The organism is Micromonospora sp. LOL_021 (assembly GCF_048060215.1).
GTDB lineage: Bacteria > Actinomycetota > Actinomycetes > Mycobacteriales > Micromonosporaceae > Micromonospora_E.
Window position 1 is genome coordinate 16,413 of sequence record NZ_JBHMIN010000012.1, and the last position, 14,817, is coordinate 31,229.

The 14,817-nt window shown below is 70.4% G+C and carries 12 protein-coding genes; 5 read left to right on the forward strand and 7 right to left on the reverse strand.

The window, feature by feature from the left end; all coding sequences use genetic code 11:
• Positions 1–43: 43 nt before the first annotated feature.
• Genes ACFHWT_RS10640 through ACFHWT_RS10655 form a run of 4 tightly spaced genes read right to left on the reverse strand, consistent with a single transcriptional unit; the run spans position 44 to position 4,193 of the window.
• Positions 44–1,072: a LacI family DNA-binding transcriptional regulator gene (locus tag ACFHWT_RS10640; RefSeq protein ID WP_416594444.1), complete on the reverse strand. Its 1,029-nt coding sequence runs from the start codon at positions 1,070–1,072 to the stop codon at positions 44–46.
• A gap of 16 nt (positions 1,073–1,088) precedes the next feature.
• Entirely contained in the window at positions 1,089–1,928 is an 840-nt protein-coding gene (locus ACFHWT_RS10645; RefSeq protein WP_416594445.1) for a carbohydrate ABC transporter permease, read from the reverse strand.
• Positions 1,928–2,899 carry a carbohydrate ABC transporter permease gene (locus ACFHWT_RS10650; RefSeq protein ID WP_416594446.1) on the reverse strand — a complete coding sequence of 324 codons (972 nt, stop codon included), beginning with the start codon at positions 2,897–2,899 and terminating at the stop codon, positions 1,928–1,930. The genes ACFHWT_RS10645 and ACFHWT_RS10650 overlap by 1 nt, the downstream gene beginning before the upstream one ends.
• 7 nt (positions 2,900–2,906) lie before the next feature.
• On the reverse strand, positions 2,907–4,193 hold the full coding sequence (locus ACFHWT_RS10655) for an ABC transporter substrate-binding protein (protein WP_416594447.1): 1,287 nt from the start codon (positions 4,191–4,193) through the stop codon (positions 2,907–2,909).
• 181 nt (positions 4,194–4,374) lie between these two features.
• Here ACFHWT_RS10655 and ACFHWT_RS10660 point away from each other — a divergent pair, with 181 nt between their 5' ends.
• The 3 genes from ACFHWT_RS10660 (at position 4,375) to ACFHWT_RS10670 (ending at position 9,801) form a co-directional block, all read left to right on the forward strand.
• Complete coding sequence (locus tag ACFHWT_RS10660) at positions 4,375–6,438, forward strand: beta-galactosidase (protein WP_416594448.1); 2,064 nt, start codon at positions 4,375–4,377, stop codon at positions 6,436–6,438.
• A 157-nt stretch (positions 6,439–6,595) separates the two neighbouring features.
• Positions 6,596–8,194, forward strand: coding sequence for a glycosyl hydrolase 53 family protein (locus ACFHWT_RS10665; RefSeq protein WP_282229861.1), 1,599 nt, complete (start codon positions 6,596–6,598; stop codon positions 8,192–8,194).
• Positions 8,191–9,801, forward strand: a complete 1,611-nt coding sequence (locus tag ACFHWT_RS10670) for a glycoside hydrolase family 53 protein (protein WP_282229860.1) — start codon at positions 8,191–8,193, stop codon at positions 9,799–9,801. The genes ACFHWT_RS10665 and ACFHWT_RS10670 overlap by 4 nt, the downstream gene beginning before the upstream one ends.
• Positions 9,802–9,902: 101 nt before the next feature.
• Here ACFHWT_RS10670 and ACFHWT_RS10675 read toward each other — a convergent pair whose 3' ends face one another.
• A complete protein-coding gene (locus tag ACFHWT_RS10675) occupies positions 9,903–10,787 on the reverse strand; it encodes a PaaX family transcriptional regulator C-terminal domain-containing protein (RefSeq protein WP_416594449.1) in 885 nt (294 codons plus the stop codon).
• Positions 10,788–10,993: 206 nt separating this feature from the next.
• Here ACFHWT_RS10675 and ACFHWT_RS10680 point away from each other — a divergent pair, with 206 nt between their 5' ends.
• Entirely contained in the window at positions 10,994–12,040 is a 1,047-nt protein-coding gene (locus ACFHWT_RS10680) for a cellulose binding domain-containing protein (RefSeq protein ID WP_416594450.1), read from the forward strand.
• A gap of 391 nt (positions 12,041–12,431) precedes the next feature.
• The gene (locus ACFHWT_RS10685; RefSeq protein ID WP_416594451.1) at positions 12,432–12,866 is read left to right on the forward strand and encodes a hypothetical protein; all 435 of its coding nucleotides are present in this window, start codon (positions 12,432–12,434) and stop codon (positions 12,864–12,866) included.
• On the opposite strand, the gene tnpB is transcribed toward ACFHWT_RS10685, so the two are convergent.
• Positions 12,850–14,223, reverse strand: a complete 1,374-nt coding sequence (gene tnpB, locus ACFHWT_RS10690) for an IS607 family element RNA-guided endonuclease TnpB (protein ID WP_416594452.1) — start codon at positions 14,221–14,223, stop codon at positions 12,850–12,852. The two genes, ACFHWT_RS10685 and tnpB, sit on opposite strands and share 17 nt — an antisense overlap.
• Positions 14,220–14,801, reverse strand: coding sequence for an IS607 family transposase (locus ACFHWT_RS10695; protein WP_282229855.1), 582 nt, complete (start codon positions 14,799–14,801; stop codon positions 14,220–14,222). Before ACFHWT_RS10695 ends, tnpB begins: the two co-directional genes overlap by 4 nt.
• Positions 14,802–14,817: the final 16 nt, after the last annotated feature.

Here is a 14,817-nt window from a genome sequence, read left to right on the forward strand (position 1 = left end):
CCAGATCCGATGCCGCCCGGCAGACCCGATCCGGGCACCGGGGTCAGGCGCTGCCGCGTACCACCAGCTCGGTCGGCAGGATCACTGCGGCGTGTGAGTCGCCGGCCAGGTGGCCGAGCAGCAGCCGGACCATTTCGGCGCTGATCCGCCCCAGCGGCTGGCGGATGGTGGTCAGCGGCGGCAGCGACGCGGTGGCCACCTCGGAGTCGTCGAAACCGCCGACCGCGACGTCCTGCGGCACCCGGCGGCCGGCCCGGTGCAGCGCGGCGATCGCCCCGGCGGCCATCAGGTCGGAGCTGACGAAGACGGCGTCCAGGTCGGGGGCCTGGCGCAGCAACTGCTCCATCGCCGCCTCTCCCCCGGACCGGGTGTAGTCGCCGGCGACCACCAGCCGCGGGTCGGTGTCACCGAGCACGTCGTGGTAGCCGGCGAGGCGCTCGACCCCGCCCGGGGTGTCCAACGGGCCGGTGATGGTGGCGATCGTCCGGTGCCCCCGGGAGCGCAGATAGGAAACCATCTGCCGGGCGCCGTCGCGGTCGTCGGCGGCGACGTAGCTGACGTCGCGGCCGTGACCGAGCGGTTTGCCGCAGACCACGAACGGCAGGCCCCGCCCCTTCAGTTCGTCGATCAGCGGGCTGCCGGCGTGGGTGGAGACCAGTAGTGCGCCGTCGACGTGGCCGGCGGTGACATAGCGGCCGACCCGTTTGCGGTCCTCGGAGGTGCCGGCGATGGTCAGCAGCAGGGTGATGTCCCGCTCGGCCAGCGCCTGGGTGCAGCCGCGCAGCAGGGCGTTGAAGTTCGGGTCCTCGAAGAGCCGGTCCTGCGGCTCGGACAGGATGAACGCCACCGAGTCGGACCGCTGGGTGACCAGGCTGCGGGCGTGCTGGTTGACCACGTACCCGGTCTTGCGGACGGCCCGTTCGACGGCCTCGGCGGCCGGGCCGCTGACGTTGTGCCCGCCGTTGAGCCACCGCGACACGGTGCCCCGGGACACCCCGGCGACCGCGGCGACGTCGTCCATGGTGGGGCGGGCCCGCTCGGGGCGGGCCCGGTTACGCTCGGTTCCGGCCACGGTCACATTGTCTTCCTTAGGCCTTGATCGATCCGGACAGCAGGTCGATCCGCCAGTACCGCTGCAGGGAGAGGAAGAGCGCCACCAACGGGATGATCGACAACAGCGATCCGGTGATCACCAGACTGTACAGGGCCGGGGTGGTCGAACCCTGGTTCAGCAGGGTGTACAGGCCGAGGGTGACGGGAAATTTGTCGTCGTCGGCCAGCATGATGAACGGCAGCAGGAAGTTGTTCCAGATCGCCACGAACTGGAAGAGGAACACCGTGATCAGGCCGGGGACCATCATCGGCACCGCCACCTGGCGGAAGATCCGGAACTCGCCGGCGCCGTCGGTGCGGGCCGCCTCGATCACCGTGTCGGGCACCGCCGCCGCCGCGTAGATCCGGGCCAGGTAGATGCCGTACGGGCTGATGATGCTGGGCAGCAGGACCGACCAGTAGGTGTCGGCCAGGCCGACCTTGGCCAGCAGCAGGTACTGCGGCACGGCGAGGATCACCCCGGGCACCAGCACCCCGGCGAGCAGCATGTTGAAGATCGCCGACCGGCCGACGAAGTCGTACTTGGCCAGCGTGTAGCCGCTGAGCCCGGACAGCGCCGCCGAGGCCGCCGCGCCGACCCCGGCGTACAGCGCGGTGTTGGCCACCCAGCGCCAGAACTGCCCACCCCGGTACGCCGACAGCTCAGCGATGTTGGCGAACAGCGCGTCACCGGGGGCGAAGGTGAACGTGCTGAACAGGCTCGATCCGCTCTTGGTGGCGGCGACCAGCACCCAGGCCACCGGCAGCAGGCAGTAGACCGCGCCGACCAGCAGCACGAGGGTGGGCACCAGCTGCGGCCTTCGGGCAGTGGCCATCACCGCTCCGGTCCGAACGCCCGCCGCTGCACCAGCCGCAGGAAGCCGAACGACAGCACCAGGGTGACCAGGGCGACGATCACCGAGGTCGCGGCGGCGGCGTACCGGTCGTCGGTGGCGAACGCGTCCCGGTAGATCTTCATCAGCGGGGTCCAGGTCGACGAAATCGAGTTGGTCAGTGGGCGCAGCGTCATCGGCTCGCTGAACACCTGCAAGGTGGCGATCATGGTGAAGACGGTGGTCATCACCAGCGCCGGGGTGAGCAGCGGAATTTTGATCCGCCAGGCGATCTGCAGCTCCGAGCAGCCGTCGATGCGGGCCGACTCGTACAGCTCCGGCGGGATGGCCCGCAGGGCGGTGAACAGCACGATCATGTTGAACCCGACGCCACCCCAGAGCGCGATGTTGACGACCGCGTAGAAGACCGTGCCGGTGCCGAGCAGGTCGGGCTGCGGCCCGCCGAGCCAGTCGAGCATGTCGTTGAGCGGGCTGGTGGCGGGCAGGTAGAGGAACCCCCAGAGCAGGCTGGCGATCACCGCCGGGACGGCGTACGGCAGGAAGATCGCGACCCTGCTGAAGCGTTGCAGGCCGATCCGGGGGCGGTCCAGCAGCAGGGCGAACAGCAGCGCCAGGCCGAGCATCACCGGCACCAGCAGCGCGCCGTAGCCGAGGACCCGGGCCGCTCCGGAGAGCAGCGCCGGGTCCGCCAGGGCGGCGCGGTAGTTCGCCAGTCCGGCGAAGACCTCGGTACGCGAGCCCCGGCCCAGACCGAGACCGGAGACCTGCACCTTGTGCAGGCTCAGGTGGACGGCGTACCCGATGGGCAGCAGGAAGGTCAGCACGAACAGCGTCACCGCCGGGGTGAGGAAGACGTACGGCACCGCCGTACGCCTTCCCCGGCGGCCGCCGCCGCGGGCGGCCAGCGGCGCACCGCCGCGGACGCGGGTGGCCAATGGCGTCGCTGAACTCATTCGGCGCTCATTCGGCGATCGTGAAGCCGTTGTCGCGCATGTCGTCGACGGTGGCGGTCTGCATCGCGGCGACCGCGTCGACGAACGGCGTCCCGCCGGTGATCGCCGCCGCGAACGAGTCCATGTACGTCTGGTAGGTGACGTTGACGTTCGGCCCCCAGGTGAACCCGGCGGCGGTGTCGGCGATTTCCTGGGCGAGGGGGTAGAAGTCGGGCTGGTTGGCGAAGAACGCCGGCGGGTCGGCCAGTGCCGGGCCGGCCTGGGCGTCGCGGGCGGCCGGGTAGATGGCGGATTCGCGGACCAGCAGCTCGGTGGCGGCCGGGTCGGTGTTCATCCAGGTGGCGAACTCGACGGCGGCTTCCCGGTGCGGGGATGCCTCGGTGACGCCGGTGGACGAACCGCCCCAGTTGCCGGTGACGTCGGCCCCTTCGGTCCACTGTGGCAGCGGGGCCATCTCCCACAGGCCCTCGGTGTCGGCGGCGTTGCCGGCCAGCACACCCGGCCCCCAGATGGCGCTCGGCCAGGCCAGCAGGGTGCCGTCGTTGAGCGCCTGGTTCCACTCCGGGGTGTACATCGGCTGGTCGTCGACCACATCCTCGTCGACCAGGCCACCCCAGAACTCGGCGACCTGCCGGGTGGCGGCGTCGTCGACGCTGACCCGCCACGCCTCGCCGTCGATCGCCCACCAGGCTGCACCGGCCTGCTGGGCCAGCCCGGCGAACCAGCCGGGGTCGTTGGCCGAGAACGTGGCCAGGTAGTGGTCGGTGGTCCGCGTCCGCAGGTCCCGCGCGGTGCGGGCGAACTCGTCCCAGGTGGCCGGGACGGTCAGGCCGAACTGCTCGAACAGGTCGGCGCGGTAGTAGAGCATCATCGGCCCGGCGTCCTGCGGGATGGCGTAGACGGCGTCGGTGCCGAGAGTGACCTGCTGCCAGACGCCGTCGGCGAACGCGCTCTGCGCGTCGCCGGCCAGCTCGACGATGTCGGCGAGCACGTCGTTGCTGACCAGGGTGGGCAGCGACTGATACTCGACCTGGGCGAGGTCCGGCGGGTTGCCGGCCTGGTTGGCGGTGAGCAGCTTGGTGACGATGTCGCCGCCGCCAGCCTGCTTGCTCAACGTGACCTGGATCTCCGGGTGGTCGGCGTTCCAGGCGTCGACGACCTTCTCGATGTTCGGAGCCCAGGACCAGAAGGTCAACTCGACCGGGCCGTCGTCACCGGAGTCGGCACCGCAGGCCGCGAGCATGCTGGCGGCAAGTGTCGTGACCACTGTCTTCGCGCCGAGTGAGCGTCTCATCTCCACCTCTCGTCTTTCGCCCGTCATCGGTTGGTGATCAGGGGGAAACATCTGGGAGCGCTCACAGTGTTGGTGCCCTACGTAGCTGTGTCAAGAGCCACATCGGGGCTGACTTCGCTGCTGTGGCATGTGAGATCATGCCGATGTTGTGTTGGGAGCGCGTACAGTTTCGGAGCGTCACATGGTGCAGAGACCACCGATCCCCCGGCTGGACCGGCTGGCGTACGGCGGGGACTACAACCCCGAGCAGTGGCCGGCCGAGGTCTGGGCCGAGGACGTGGCACTGATGCGCACCGCCGGGGTCAACCTGGTCAGCGTCGGGATCTTCTCCTGGGCGCTGCTGGAGCCGGCCCCCGGCGAGTTCGACTTCGGTTGGCTGGACGAGGTGCTGGACCTGCTGCACGACGGCGGGATCGCCGTCGACCTGGCCACCCCGACCGCCGTACCGCCGGCCTGGCTGCGTCGCGCGCACCCGGACACCCGGCTGGTCGACCGCACCGGCACGGTGCTCGGCGGCGGTGCCAGGCAGTCGTTCTGCCCCAGCTCACCGGCGTACGCGCAGGCCGCGACCCGGATCACCGAAGCGGTCGCCGCCCGGTACGCCGCCCACCCGGCGCTGGTGCTGTGGCACGTGCACAACGAGTACGGCGGTGCCAACGCCCTCTGCTACTGCGCCGGCTCCACTCAGGCGTTCCGCGACTGGCTGCGGAAGCGCTACAGCGACGACCTGGCCGCGCTGAACACCGCGTGGGGCACCAGCTTCTGGGGGCAGCGCTACGGCGACTGGGCGGAGGTCGAGGCACCGACCGCCGCGCCGACCGCCGTCAACCCGGCCCAGCAGCTGGACTTCCTGCGGTTCTCCTCCGACGCGCACCTGACCAACTTCCGCCGCGAGCGCGACATCCTGCGCCGGCACACCCCCGACGTGCCGGTAACCACCAACTTCATGCTGGCCAACTGCAAGACGTTGGACTACTGGCGGTGGGCCGACGAGGTCGACGTGGTCGCCAACGACCACTACCTGCAGGCCGAGCGGGCCGACAACGCGGTCGAGCTGGCAATGTGCGCCGACCTGACCCGATCGGTGGCCGGCGGTCGGCCGTGGCTGCTGATGGAGCACTCCACCTCGGCGGTCAACTGGCAGCCCCGCAACATCGCCAAACGCCCCGGCGAGCTGGCCCGCAACAGCCTCGCCCACCTGGCGCGCGGCGCCGAGTCGGTGCTGTTCTTCCAGTGGCGGGCCGCCCGGTTCGGGGCGGAGAAGTTTCACTCGGCGATGGTGCCGCACGGCGGCACCGGCACCCGGATCTGGCGTGAGGTGGTCGCGCTCGGCACCGAGGTGCTGCCCCGCCTCGACGAGCTGCGCGGCACGACGGTGGTCGCCGACGCGGCGATCCTGTGGGACTGGCAGTCCTGGTGGGCCGTGGAGCTGGAGTGGCGTCCCTCGGTCGACCTGGACTTCCGGGAACGGGTCGAGGCCTGTTACGAGCGGCTGTGGCGCGACCGGTTGACCGTCGACTTCGCCCACCCCGAGGCTGCGTTGGACGAGTACCCGCTGGTGGTGGCGCCGAGCCTGTACCTGACCACCCCGGCGGCGGCGGAGAACCTGCGCCGCTACGTCGCCGACGGCGGGACTCTGCTGGTGTCGTACTTCTCCGGCATCGTGGACGCCACCGACACCGTCCACCCGGGTGCGTACCCGGGGGCGTTGCGGGACCTGCTCGGGTTGATCGTGGACGAGTTCCTGCCGCTGCGCGCCGACGAGTCGGTCGAGCTGGGTGAGGGCCTGACCGGGCAGGAGCAGGGCCGGACCGGACCGGACGGCCGGTTGACCGGTGATGTGTGGGCCGAGGCGGTGGAGCTGGCCGGGGCCGAGGCGGTGCTGCGCTACACCGACGGTCCGGCGGCCGGGGGTCCGGCGGTCACCCGGCACTCCTACGGCGCCGGCACCGCCTGGTACGTCTCCACCCGCCTCGACACCGCCACGCTCGCCCCGGTCATGACCCAGGTGTACGCCGACGCGGGCATCGCACCGCCGCCCGGCGTCCCCGACGGCGTGGAGCTGGTCCGCCGGACCGGGCCGGCGGCCGACTACCTGATCGCGATCAACCACTCCGCCACCGACGCCAGGGTGCCGCTCCCAGCGGAGCTGCCGGGCACCGGGGCGGAGCTGATCACCGGCGCGAACTGCGCCGGGACGGTGACGGTGCCGGCCGGACAGGTGCGGGTGGTACGCCGGGGGTGACGACACCTCTTGACAGGGATCGGCGGTGATGATTCTGTGAGCGCTCCCAGTATTACATCGTTGTGACGGGCTCACATCGGGCGCATTACCACTCCACAGCGGACCGGTACCGCCGTAAGCGCTCCCAGAGCTTGTCCCTGTCGAGGAGGGCGCAGACATGCGCATCCGCAGAACCCTGGCCGCCGCGGTCGCCCTGGCGACCGCCATAGTCATCATCACGCCGGGCACGTCCACCGCCGGCCGCCCGTCACCAGCACTCGTCAACCCGGGCTTCGAGGACACCACCGACCTGGCCGCCCCGGTCGGCTGGACCGAGACCGGTGACCGCGACGCCTCCTACGTGGAGCCCGGCGGACGCACCGGCGACCAGCGGCTCAGCCACTGGTCCGAGACCGACTACCGGGTACGGACCCGGCAACGGTTGACCGGGCTGGCCGGAGGCACCTACACGTTGCGGGCGGCGGTGCGCTCCAGCGGCGGCCAACGCTCGGCGTACCTCGAACTGGCCGGCTGCGGCCGCGGCTCGGCGCAGCGCGTCGATCTGCCGCGCACCGGCGACGAGTGGTGGGTGGAGCTGGCACTCAGCGTCACGGTCACCGCCGGCCGCTGCGCCGTCAGCGTCGTCTCGGACGCCGCCGCCGGCCAGTGGGTCAACGTCGACGACGTCACCTTCACCCGCTCCGACGGCAGTGCAGGCCTGCCGGTGGCGATCGGCGGCGCCGACGTGTCGCACCTGACCAAGAACGAGGCGAACGGTGCCGTCTACCGCGACGGCCGGGGCCGGCCGCGTGACGCGCTGCGAATCCTGGCCGACAACGGCGTCAACTACGCCCGGCTGAAGGTGTGGGTCGACCCGGCCGACGGGTTCAGCGACAAAGCTGACGTGCTCGCCAAGGCGAAACGGGCCCGAGCGCAGGGCATGCAGCTACTGATCGACTTCCACTACTCCGACACCTGGGCCGATCCCGGCAAGCAGTTCAAGCCGGCCGCCTGGGAAGGGCTGGCCTTCGACGAGCTGCGGCAGGCCGTCTACGACCACACCTACGACGTGGTCGCCGCGCTGCGCCGGCAGGGCACCGCACCGGCGATGGTGCAGGTCGGCAACGAGATCAACGGCGGCATGCTGTGGCCGGACGGTCGCTGGGACAACTGGGACGGCCTCGCCGCTCTGCTGACGGCCGGTTCCACGGCGGTCACCGACGCCTCACCCCGTACCAGAGTGGCGCTGCACCTGGCCGAGGGCGGCGACAACGACGGACACCGCTGGTGGTTCGACAACGCCGTCGCGTACGGCGTGCCGTTCGACGTCATCGCGGTGTCGCACTACACCTACTGGCACGGGCCGCTGGGTTACCTGCAGGCCAACCTGTTCGACCTGACCGCCCGCTACGACCGGCCGGTCATGGTGGTGGAGACCGCGTACGGCTTCACTCTGGACGAGTACGACCACGAGACAAACATCTTCAACTCCTCGCTCGCCTCGGCCGGCGGCTACCCGGCCACCCCGCAGGGCCAGGCCGACGCGCTGCGCGACATCACCAACGTGGTCGCCGCCGTACCAGGCGGCCGAGGGCTGGGCGTCTTCTACTGGGAACCGACCTGGACCGCGGTCGACGGTGCCGGCTGGGATCCGGCCGACCCGACCTCCGGCGACGGCTGGGAGAACCAGGCACTGTTCGACTACTCCGGCAGGGCGCTGCCCGGGCTACGAGTCTTCGCCGACGTCGTGGTACGTGACAAGGGAGGCAAGCGATGACCATCCGTACCCGTGGACTTCTGGGACGCGCGGCGCTCGCGCTGCTCACGGTGGCCGCGACCAGCGCGGCCGCGTTCGGTGTCGGCCTGGCCGGCGGTACGCACGGAGCCGCGCACGCCGCCACGACGCTGACCAACGGCGGATTCGAGGCGGGCGGTGGCACCCAGACCCCGTCCGGCTGGGGCGAGTACTCGTCGACCGGGCACACCGCCGCAAGCTACACCGAATGGGGCGGACGCTCCGGCAACTACCGGCTGTCGCACTGGGCGTCGGGTGCCTACCAGGTGGAGACGTACCAGTACCTGTCCGGGCTGGCCAACGGCACCTACACGGCACGGGCCTGGGTCCGCTCCGGCGGCGGGCAGGTCGAGGCGTTCATGGCGCTGCGCAACTGCGGCGGCACCGAGGCCCGGGTCGCCATCCCGACCACCGGCAACTGGACGCAGATCTCGGTCTCCACGACGGTCACCAGCGGGCAGTGCACGGTCAGCTTCGTCTCCAACGCCCGCGCCGGGAACTGGATCAACGTGGACGATGTGGAGTTCACCGGCGGGTCGACCGGCGGTCCCGGCGTACCGGCTGGTTTCATGGTCGGCGCCGACTTTTCCACACTGGCCAAGAACGAGGACCGGGGCGCGGTCTACCGCGACGCCGCCGGCGGCCAGCGGGACGCGGTGCAGTTGCTGCGCGCCAGCGGCGTCAACTACGCCCGGCTGAAGGTGTGGGTGAACCCGACCGACGGCTACAACAACAAGGCTCGGCTGCTGACCATGGCCGCGCGGGCGAAGGCGCAGGGCATGCGGCTGCTGGTCGACTTCCACTACTCCGACACCTGGGCCGACCCGGGCAAGCAGTACAAGCCGCGGGCCTGGGAGAACTATGGCGTCAGCCAGCTGCGCGACGCGGTCTACAGCCACACGTACGACGTGTTGAGTTCGCTGAAGGCGCAGGGCACCACGGCAGACATGGTGCAGGTCGGCAACGAGATCAACGACGGCATGCTGTGGCCGGAGGGGCGCAGCAACAACTGGGCCAACCTGGCGACGTTGCTGACCGCCGGGGCGCAGGCGGTCAAGGCGGTGGACAGCTCCACGCAGGTGATGCTGCACCTGGCCGAGGGTGGCAACAACAGCCAGCACCGCTGGTGGTTCGACCAGGCCACCTCGCGCGGGGTGCCGTTCGACGTGATCGGGGTGTCGCACTACCTCTACTGGCACGGCTCGATCAACAGCCTGCGCAGCAACCTCAACGACCTGGCGTCGCGCTATCAGCGGCCGGTCGTGGTGGTGGAGACCGCGTACGGGTTCACCACCGCGCAGCACGACCACGAGCCGAACATCTTCAACGCCTCGCTGGCCTCGGCCGGCGGATACCCGGCGACCCCGCAGGGCCAGGCCGACGCGCTGCGGGCCGTCTTCGACGCGGTGAAGGCGGTGCCGAACGGGCGCGGGCTGGGCGTCTTCTACTGGGAGCCGGCCTGGACGGCGGTATCTGGTGCCGGTTGGGATCCGGACGACCCGTCGTCGGGCAACGGCTGGGAGAATCAGGCGGTGTTCGACTACTCCGGTCGGGCGCTGCCGGCACTGGCCGTCTTCGGTCAGGTCTGACCCGCACCGGTCCGACTGTTTCGTCGGGCCGACGGCGCCGCACCGGTCCGGGTCCCGGCCGTTCGACTGTCCGGGACCCGGACCGCCGAGCGCCGTGAACGCTACGACGCTTCCTGGCTGATCCGTTCCCACTCGCGGATCGCCGCGGGTTCCCATCTGCCGTGCCGATCGTGGAACAACCGCACGGCGCGTTCGCCGATCCACGGTGCGGGCAGCAGTTCCGCCGGCAGCACCGGATCGATCAGCGGCAGCCGACGCCAGGTGTGCACGAGCCGGGTGAACCGCACGATCGGGTCGTCCGCCGGCGGGTCGGTGAACTCGTCGATGAACGCCTGATAGGCCCGTTCGACGCCGGCGAGGTCCCACGACTGGCGGACCAGAGCCGGCAGGTCGCCGCCGCCGAGATGCTCGGAGAGAAAGATCTGCGCCTGCTGGTAGGCACCGGCCTCGTGTAGGAGGAGCTCGACCTCCTTGACCCGCCCGGTGTGCGTACTGATCCACGCCCCGGGTGCGGGCCGTCCGAAGCCCAGCCAGCCGAGCCTGGTGTGCAACAGGTGCCGCACCGGCCGGTCGCCCTCTGGTACTCGGGCCAGCAGGAGCAGCCAGCGGCGGTCCCAGTCCTCCTGGGCACCGGTGAAGCCGAGGATCCGGCCGGCACCGATGTCGAGGAACCGCGCGAACGCCGGGCTGAGCCGCCACCAGGTGTACCGGCCATCGCGGTGAGAGATCAGCCAACCGTCCGCCGCCGCCCGCACCAGCGACTGCCGGCAGGCGGCTTCGGCGACGCCGAGCCGACCCAGCACGTCGATGAAGGCCGACGTCGGTGCGGCGTGCCGGGTCGGGCGGATGTAGTCGCCGAGCACGGTGATCAGCAGTCCCCGGACCCCACCGGTGCCGGCGGCGTACCGGCGGGAGAGCACGAACCGTTCCCGGGACGCGCTGCCGAACGGACCGGGTGTGGCGTCGTCCGCTGCCGGTTCAGTCATGCCTGAATCGTGATCCGCTGATCCAGCGGCCGCCGACAGCGCTTCGCATCGGGCGATTGTATGGCCGGCCCGGTCGGGCCGGCTGGGCGGCCGCACCGGCACCGCCCCAACCCGGCGTCATTCGACAAAGCCATTGACCTACGGCATTAATCTGTCACATGCTTACATCGACAGACTTCCATTGTTCGAGCTTCAGGAGGCCAGCTGTGCGTTCGCACCCCCACAGAGCAGGAGTCCGCCCGTTTGTCGCGGTCACCATGTCCATAGCGGTCACCGCCGCCGTCAGCGCGGCCATGGCGGCACCGGCAGCTGCCGCCCCCGGCTGCCGCGTCACCTACTCCGTCAGCTCACAGTGGCCCGGCGGCTTCACCGGAAACGTCAACCTCACCAACATCGGCGACCCGCTGAGCAGCTGGACCTTGACCTGGTCGTTCGGCGCCAGCCAGCAGGTGACCCAGGCCTGGAACTCCACCATCACCCAGATCGGGTCGCAGGTGACCGCTCGCAACGTCAGCTGGAACGGCAGCCTCGCCACCAACGCCAGCACGAGTTTCGGCTTCAACGGCTCGTGGAACGGCAGCAATCCAGCGCCGACCAACTTCACGCTCAACGGGACCGCATGCAACGGCACGGCCCAGCCGTCCCCGACCATCAGCCCCACGTCCGGGCCGTCCCCGGGCCCGAGCGTCAGCCCGACGACCAGCCCCACGCCCGGACCGCAACCTGCCCGATCGATGGGCTTCATCGGCTGTTCGATGGCCGAGAACGTCGCCCAGGGCTACGTCGCGATCGGCGGCCAACGCATGTGGGGGCCCTACGGCACCGGCGGAGCGGTCGTCCAGTCCTGGACCAACACCAACTCCAGCTCGTGGCAGGCCTTCGACCGGCAAGCCGCCCAGTACGGCCGGCCGACCGCCGTCTGGGTGCAGATCTGCATCTTCGCCCAGAATGGAGCGACCTACAACGAGGTCCGGCAGCTCATCGCCAACGCCCGGCAGCACGCCGCACCGGGCGCGACCATCTACATCTCCGGCCAGCCGCTCTACGACCCCGGCCAGACCTGCTTCCTGGCCGGCGCCAACGGCCCCGAGCTGACTGACAGCCTGGCCCGCCAGGCCGCCGCCGACGCCACGCAGAACGTGATCTACCCCGGGACCTTCCACCTGCGCAGCAACGAGGTCTCCGACGGCTGCCACGCCAACACCGCCGGCCAGCAGTCCCTCGGCCGGCAGGCACTGGCGTACTGGGGTTAGTCGGCGCCCAGGCGACTGGCCCGGTCGCGCGAGCCAGCGGTTGCACAGCGGTGCCTCGGCCCACCTCCCGGTGCCGAGGCACCGCCTCTCGGTAGTCCGCAGTAACAGAGCGTCATCCGGATCGACCGGCAGGGCCACCGCGCCGAGCGCGCCGAGCAACGCCGCCACCTGGCAGCCGCCAGTGGCACGGGAGCAAGTGGTCTCACCCAGTCTCCACAGACGTCGCTGGGGCGGTGACGACGGCGCACGCAACGGCGACGCCAGAGTGGCCAGTACGGCGGGTGCCGGTTTCAGCCAGCGGCAAGCCCCGCTTCGCCTACCGGACACCCACGACGTCGGCCCGATCCAATACATTTACGGACATTGATCACCGCTCGGCAGGGGAGCGCACATGTCCAGTCCCGACACCCGCCACGGTCACCTCGTCGGTAGCCATGTCGACCACATCGCCCTCCGGCCCGTCCGTCGGGCCGTCCGAGGTCTCGCCGCGGCCATGCTCATTCCGACCGTCGCCGCCCTCACGGCAACGGCGACCGCCACCCCGGCTGCCGCTGTGGTCAGCCGGGCCGAGCTCGCCTTCCGCTGGGCGCCCATCCATCACCAGGATGTCGACGTCACCGGCAGCCACGCCCTCGGTGGACGCTCCGACTACATCACCCGGGTGGACTTCGACGCTGACCTCAACGGGCGCAACAACTGGGACAACGCCGCCCGGTCCGGGGTGTCGTTCGACGCGTACGCCTACTACAGCGTGCTGGAGACAGCCAGCCACTGGTTCCGTCACCTATTTCTTCTTCCACCGTTACCTCTCAGTGGGCTTTGGTGAGCGCACGGTTGGTAGTCCTGCCTTGCGGTAGGACGGTCCCGGTCTGATCCGCTTGAGCGGTGCCGGGTTCACGCTTCACGGCCACCTGCCCGCGTGTGCGGGTCTTCTGGTCGGCTCCACGTGCTGCCACCGGGCCACTCCCGGCGGTTGCCGCCGCAAGGGCGGCCAGGTTCACAGCGGCGTTGCGGTCACGGTCGATGACTAGACCGCACGCCTCACACCGGTATTCACGCTCGGACAGGGCCAGCTTGGTTTTCACCGTGCCACAGCCCGAGCAGGTCTTGCTGGACGGGTACCAGCGGTCGGCCACCACAAGCCGGCCGCCGTTCCATCCGGTCTTGTACGCCAACTGGCGGCGGATCTCCGCGAATCCGGCGTCGGCGACGTGCCGAGCCAACCGCCGGTTGCGCAGCATGCCGGTGACGTTGAGGTCTTCCACCACAACGGTGCCGTACGTCGTGGCGAGTCGGGTAGTGAGCTTGTGCAGCCCGTCACGGCGCAGATGAGCGACCCGGGCGTGAGCGCGACCGAGCCGGCTCGCGGCCCGTTCCCAGCGCTTCGAGGGACGTCGTCCGGTACGCCGGTCCGGGCCCTGCTCGCGCGACAGCGTCCGGCCGAGCGCATGCATCCGTTGCCGCGCGGCCACGAGGTGGCGCGGGTTGTCGACCAACTCGCCGGTGGACAGCACCGCGAGATGCCGGATACCGACGTCCACACCAACCACCGAGCCGGGTCGGGCCGGGCTGCGTTCGGCGCGTTCGACCTCGACGGTGAACGACACATGCCACCGTCCGCCATCACGACGCACTGTCGCGGACATGATCCGGGCGGTGCCGGCTTCAATACGGCGGGCGAGCTTGCGGGCGGACTCGTGCAACTTCAACCGGCCCAGCCGGGGTAGCACCACGTGCATCCGGTCCGGTTCGACCCGGATCGCCCCGGTGGTGAACCGGACGCTGGGCGTGGTACGGCGGCGGGACTTGAACCGGGGGAAACCCGACGGCCGACCGGCGCGTTTCCCGCTGCGGGAGTCAGTCCAGTTCTTCAACCCGCGAGCGAGCGCGTCGATGCCGGTGTTGAACGCCTCCTTCGACACCTCACCCCACCACGGCGCGACTTCGGGCTTCGCGGCGTTCCACGCCTTCCGAAGACCGGCCAGCGACCAGGACAGTGATGGCGTCAGCAACTCGTCTGGTACGCCGTAGGAGCGTTCGGCGACGCGCTGGTCCATGACCGCCTTGACCTTCGCGAGCGCCCAGTTGTGGGCGAGCCGGGCGGCCCCAGCGTGTGCAAGGACGTCGCGTTCCTGGCGCGAGGTGAGGTCGAGGGCGAACCGGTACCCCTGGATCGTTTTCACGCCGGGCCACTCTCGGTGGCGGCTTCGACCGCCCGGCGGGCACGGTTCGCGGCAGCGCGACGCCCGTACAGGCGGGCGCACAACGACGTCAGGATCTCCGTCACGTCGCGGACCAGATCATCGTCGACCTCAGCCGGGTCGACCACCAGCAGTCGGCGGCCCTGCGCGGCCAGCGCCGCCTCAACGTACTCGGCCCCGAACCGGGCGAACCGGTCCCGACGCTCAACCACGATCGTCGCCACCTTCGGGTCGCGCAGCAGCGCGAGGAACTTCTCGCGGTGCCCGTTCAACGCGGATCCAACCTCGGTCACCACCCGGTCGACGCCGAGTTTCTGCCCGGTGGCCCACACGGTGACCCGGGCGACTTGCCGGTCCAGGTCGGGTTTCTGATCGGCTGAGGACACCCGGGCGTACACCACGGTCTGCCCCGTCTCGGCCGACGTGCCGGTGACCGGCTCACCGACCATGATCAGTCGACCGATCCGGTAGGTGGGAACAGGCAGCGTCCCGGCTGCGTACTGTCGCCGAGCGGTGATGTACGCGATGCCGGTCGACGCTGCCCACTCCTTGAGGTTCACGCGAGCATCATAGCAG